The 4821-nt window shown below is 58.5% G+C and carries 6 protein-coding genes and 1 pseudogene; 6 read left to right on the forward strand and 1 reads right to left on the reverse strand.

Annotated elements, in window-relative coordinates; all coding sequences use genetic code 11:
- The 6 genes and pseudogenes from K7W03_RS26615 to K7W03_RS26640 all read left to right on the forward strand — a co-directional run.
- A pseudogene (locus tag K7W03_RS26615) lies at positions 1–256 on the forward strand (hypothetical protein); the annotation flags it as partial.
- Positions 257–419: 163 nt separating this feature from the next.
- Entirely contained in the window at positions 420–584 is a 165-nt protein-coding gene (locus K7W03_RS26620) for a hypothetical protein (protein WP_171009938.1), read from the forward strand.
- A 217-nt stretch (positions 585–801) separates the two neighbouring features.
- Positions 802–1620 (forward strand): type IV toxin-antitoxin system AbiEi family antitoxin domain-containing protein, encoded by an 819-nt coding sequence (locus K7W03_RS26625; protein ID WP_226870543.1) that lies wholly within the window; start codon positions 802–804, stop codon positions 1618–1620.
- Entirely contained in the window at positions 1607–2527 is a 921-nt protein-coding gene (locus tag K7W03_RS26630; RefSeq protein ID WP_222887917.1) for a nucleotidyl transferase AbiEii/AbiGii toxin family protein, read from the forward strand. Before K7W03_RS26625 ends, K7W03_RS26630 begins: the two co-directional genes overlap by 14 nt.
- A 159-nt stretch (positions 2528–2686) precedes the next feature.
- Positions 2687–3163: a UPF0158 family protein gene (locus K7W03_RS26635; RefSeq protein ID WP_222887919.1), complete on the forward strand. Its 477-nt coding sequence runs from the start codon at positions 2687–2689 to the stop codon at positions 3161–3163.
- Complete coding sequence (locus tag K7W03_RS26640) at positions 3144–3752, forward strand: hypothetical protein (RefSeq protein WP_222887920.1); 609 nt, start codon at positions 3144–3146, stop codon at positions 3750–3752. Before K7W03_RS26635 ends, K7W03_RS26640 begins: the two co-directional genes overlap by 20 nt.
- Positions 3753–3840: 88 nt before the next feature.
- Here K7W03_RS26640 and K7W03_RS26645 read toward each other — a convergent pair whose 3' ends face one another.
- Positions 3841–4305 carry a DUF4143 domain-containing protein gene (locus K7W03_RS26645; RefSeq protein WP_319024352.1) on the reverse strand — a complete coding sequence of 155 codons (465 nt, stop codon included), beginning with the start codon at positions 4303–4305 and terminating at the stop codon, positions 3841–3843.
- Positions 4306–4821: the final 516 nt, after the last annotated feature.

Genomic DNA, 4821 nt, shown 5'->3' on the forward strand with positions numbered 1-4821 from the left:
ACGCCCTCCGCCCTTCACCGACACCCCAACAACCGATTCTCATCTTGATTGTCGCTACGCTCGCATCCTGTCAGTCGCCGCGCAGTCGACGGCGCAACGCAGGGTTGTGGAAATGGAACAACAGGGCCTGCTGATGCGGGAGTTATCCGACCGCGATCGCCGCTGCATCGGGGTCGAAATGACGGAACGCGGCGTTGAAAAGGTAAATAGCCTGCTCGATCGGCTGATCGGCATCTGTCAGGCCTCGCCCTTATGATATGCATCGTAGCCCACAGCCGGAATCTCGTCGCCAAGTTGCTTCCAGTCTCCGGGGAGCCTCAGGAGGTGATAAATCGGACGAACGGCCCGCGACGGTCAATCCTGAATTACCTCAGGATCGGCTATTGCCCCTCCAGCCTCCCCGAAGCATAGCGAATGCGATGGACGAAGAACTAATGAAAATTGTGCTGACGGTGTTGCAGCGGTCGCCCGAATGGATCCGACACGATCTTGGCGCAAAGGACAGCAGTCTGCGCGCGCGAGCCGAGGAGGTTTTGGCAGCGATGGTGGAAGCTGCGATCCGAGAACGCGGGTTCGCCGTATAGTCGGCCGGGTTGCCGACGATAGAGCTGCAATCCCCATAGTGGGTCACATGGGCCGGGCAATCATGGCCGCTCATCGCGGCAAACCCGGAATAACAGGCGCACGTGGAGCAGGCCCGTAACCGCGGTTTAATATATCCCTATTTTACTAAGTCTGACTACCGAAAATGAATGATTTTCAAACTGGACTTCAGTTTGAAAATATTCCAAAATGCTAAGCATGGCTTACCCTTCTGACAGAAAGCTAAACCGCCTACAGCAGCTTCCCGAAAGCGTGCTGGTCGATGCCGCGTGGCTTGAACGCCACGGCTATTCGTCCTCGCTGCGTAGCCAATATGTTAAACGGGGCTGGCTGCACCAACCCGCGCCGCGCGTGTATCGCCGAGCTTCCGGCCAACTCAGTTGGCAGCAGGCGGTCACGTCGCTCCAATCGTTCATGGAGTACCCATTGACGGTTGGCGGTCGCACCGCGCTCGAAGAGCAGGGCTACGCCCATTATCTGGGTGAACGGCGCGAAGTGCATCTCTACGGTCCGCACAAGGCTCCGGGCTGGCTTGAGGCATTGCCACTCGACATCACGTTTCGCTGGCATAATAGCCGACGCCTTTTTCCGGATAGTCCCGAACTGGCACCGGCCTCAGCGCCCGCCGAAAACACGGGTTCGCTGCTGCCGGGCGGCTTCATGGCGACCGCTGGCACCATGCAATGGCCGCTGCGCCTGTCTTCGCGTGAGCGCGCCATACTCGAATTGCTCGATGAATTACCCACCCACGAAAGCTTCCATCAGGTCGATATGCTGATGGAAGGGCTCACCAACCTTAGCCCCCGCCACCTGCAGCCGCTTCTCGAAAGCTGCCAGAGCGTCAAGGTAAAGCGCCTGTTCTTTTTCTTCGCCGACCGTCACCGCCATGCGTGGCTGAATGGCCTCAACAAGGAGGCCGTCGATTTCGGTTCCGGCAAACGCTTGCTGGTCAAGGGCGGCAAGCTTGATCCGACCTATCTCATCACCGTTCCGGGAGACCTTGATGGCCTATCTTGACCAATATCGCGATCAGGTCGCCCTGCTCGTGCGCGCGATCCCGTTCGTTGCGACTGAAAATGATTTTGCGCTCAAGGGCGGCACGGCGATCAACCTGTTCGTAAAAGACTTGCCTCGCCTATCGGTGGATATCGACCTTGCATATCTGCCGATAGCCGACCGGACCACTTCGCTTGCGGCGATCGACACGGCCATGGCACGCATTGCCGATCGCATCGAAAAGGGCATCCGAGGCGCTCACGTGACACCGAGCCGACTGCGCGCAGAAAATGTGATCACCAAACTGGTCGTCCGGCTGGACAACGCACAGATCAAGATCGAGGTGACACCCGTCCTGCGCGGTACGGTCTATGACCCCACCGAAACCTCCGTCACCTCTCCCGTCGAGGATGCCTTCGGCTTTGCGCGCATGCAAGTCGTCTCCCTCGCCGATCTCTATGCAGGAAAACTCGTCGCGGCGCTGGATCGCCAACACCCCCGTGACCTATTCGATGTACGCGAACTACTCGCGGGCGGCGGCGTCGACGATGCGCTACGCCGCGCATTCATCGTCTACGCCATCAGCCATGACCGCCCCCTGTCGGAGATCCTCGCCCCCACCCGGAAACCGCTCGAGGAGGAATTCGCGCGCGGCTTCGATGGTATGACGCGCGAACCGATAGCGCTCGACGCCCTCATCGAGGCGCGCGAGGCGATGATCGGCACGATGATCGCGGCCATGCCAGATGCGCACCGGCATTTCCTGATCGGCTTCAAACAGGGGGAACCGGATTGGTCGTTATTGGACGTGCCCAACGCATCGACTCTGCCCGCAGTGAAGTGGAAAATGCACAATCTCGACAAACTCTCCCCCGAACGGCGCAACGCCCTCGTAGAGAGGCTGCGAAGCGTACTGTTTCCCGAGTGAATGCCGTCCACGGCATGTCGAAGAACGGAGGAATGGGCGCCGGACGCAGTTCCATCGAGCCCACCCTTCAAGCTTGTTTGAGCCCGTTTCGTTCGCCACGATGTGCCACCATTTCACGAACGTAAAATGTTCTCGGTCTTTGATTGGCGAGTCGTGCGCATGACACCGGAAAATCGTCAGACAGTGCCTATTCTGCTGAGCGATCTCATCGACGCGCTCGAATTTGTCAGCACTTCGCCATTAGACGAACATCAGGCCTATATTTGTAGGCAAACGGGCCGCATCCTTTTTCTGGCCGACAGCCTCGACATGGACGATGCTGCGGACCTGCCTGACGATCCGGAGGCCGCAGGCTATATCCTGGTGCCCCATAGACGCGACCTCGACCTTGGGAAAAAGCTGGCGCTCGTATTCGTCGCCGAGGAACTGCCAGAAGCACAGATGGACGTACGGGACATTTTCAGCCGGAAAGGCGCTTACAGGCGCTTCAAATATCTGCTCGAGGCGAAGGGCGTGCTTGAAAGATGGTATGCCTATGAAGAACGCGCGGTCGAAGCGGCCATGTGCCGATGGTGCAACGATGTTGGCTTGACCTGGACCCGCGATACCCATCCAGATGCGACAGGCAGGAGTTGAGAGGAGAATGATGCCGCGCGTATCATGCGACGAATGCCATAGCGGCGTTCCAGATTTCGAAATAACGCATTTCGGGAGCATCGAGGCCGGTTACCGGAATCTTTGCAGCCGCTGCTATAACGAGGAGGTCGCCCGCCGGAGCGGGCTGACCTTCACCCATATCGCCTTCCTGCCAATGGAATTGCCCGATGCGAACGGGGCCGGGCATCGGTTCCATTTTGTGCTGCGGCTCCTTGGCACGATGCTGTCGCTTGCGGCTATCGAGGTCAAAGGCGGAGGACGGGAAGGTTACGAATTCCAGGTGCATGGCGCCGCGGACGCCGATCCGTTTGATCTCATGACGCGCCTGCTCGAACGGATGCGGCATGATCTTGCCAAGACCTACCTGGTCGAAGGCGATCTGGGGTTGGCCATTTCGGGAACGACCGTCCGAGGCCAACTCACTTGCGACCCTGAATCCGCCGATTATATGCCGGTGCTGGTCATCGATGGGCGGGAGGTGAGTTGGGAGCAATTTGGTCGCATGCTCATGACGTTCGAGGGATGGCGGATCCATCTCGAAATCCAGGATCCAAGCGAGGAAGTCTGAAAGCATCGACCCGTCCATAGCCGATCATCCTGATCGACTAATCCAATGGGTACAGGACAAAGCCTTCGACCTCTCCGCCGTGCCCCGCTCACCCCCATAGTGTCGACAGGGGAACTGCCGCCGGCCTATCGCCAAAGGGCACGATCTCGCCGCTATCATACAGCACCACGCCATAGGCAAAACGGTCACCGCAAGCCTCCGCCAGGGTGCGCAACCCACCAAAGTCGCTCGATCTCACCGTCGCGGACGCCTTGATCTCGATGCCCGCGATCATGCCGTCATCGCGCTCCAGCACGATATCCACTGCGCGCATTTGCGCGTCACGGAAATGATAGGGGGTCAAATGCTGATCGTTGGCGGTCATCAGCTTCAAAACTTCGGAATACACAAAACTCTCAAGCAGCGCCTCAAAGAGTCCACGGTCAGTTTTCACGCGGTCGAAGCTGAGGCCTCGCACGGCAGCAAGCAGTCCTGAATACAGGAAATGCATCTTGGGCGCCTTGGCGATGCGCTTGGTCTTGCCTGCCCGCCGTGGCCCCACAATGAGAACCACCGGCGCGTCTTCCAGGGCTCCTGCTGCCCGGCTTTCTGCAAAGCGCTCTTACACGCCCATTCCGATCTTCGATGATTGGAATTAGCGATCATGATAATTGGAAGTCAATAAGAAGAAAATTGGAATGGAACGAGTGGGTGAATGGAAGAGCAATCCATTCTTAGGGATGGAAAGCCGCGCTCAGAGGGCATGATCGGCATGAGCACGGGTTGATGGCCATCAAGGATGGTGCACCGTAGCAGACCGGCGGGCGAGAACAGTGTATAATACACCACCCGACAAATTCGAGCTTGCTTCAAGGCGTTAATCGCGCAAACTAGGCCCGCTTCCGGGAAAAGAACGGAAGTGGGGCGTGGAAACCCCAACCTAACAAGCTCGGTCACAGTTTCACTGGGGCCGGGTGGCATGCGCGCATGTCCAGCCGGTAACGGTAAAGTCTCTAGCTGCTGCCCCCCCCCCCGCGGAGGATATCCAGACTTCGCTTCGCTATGTCATGATCCGCTTCTCCATCGGTGG

Source organism: Sphingobium sp. PNB (genome assembly GCF_019873065.1).
GTDB classification, from domain to species: Bacteria; Pseudomonadota; Alphaproteobacteria; order Sphingomonadales; family Sphingomonadaceae; genus Sphingobium; species Sphingobium fuliginis.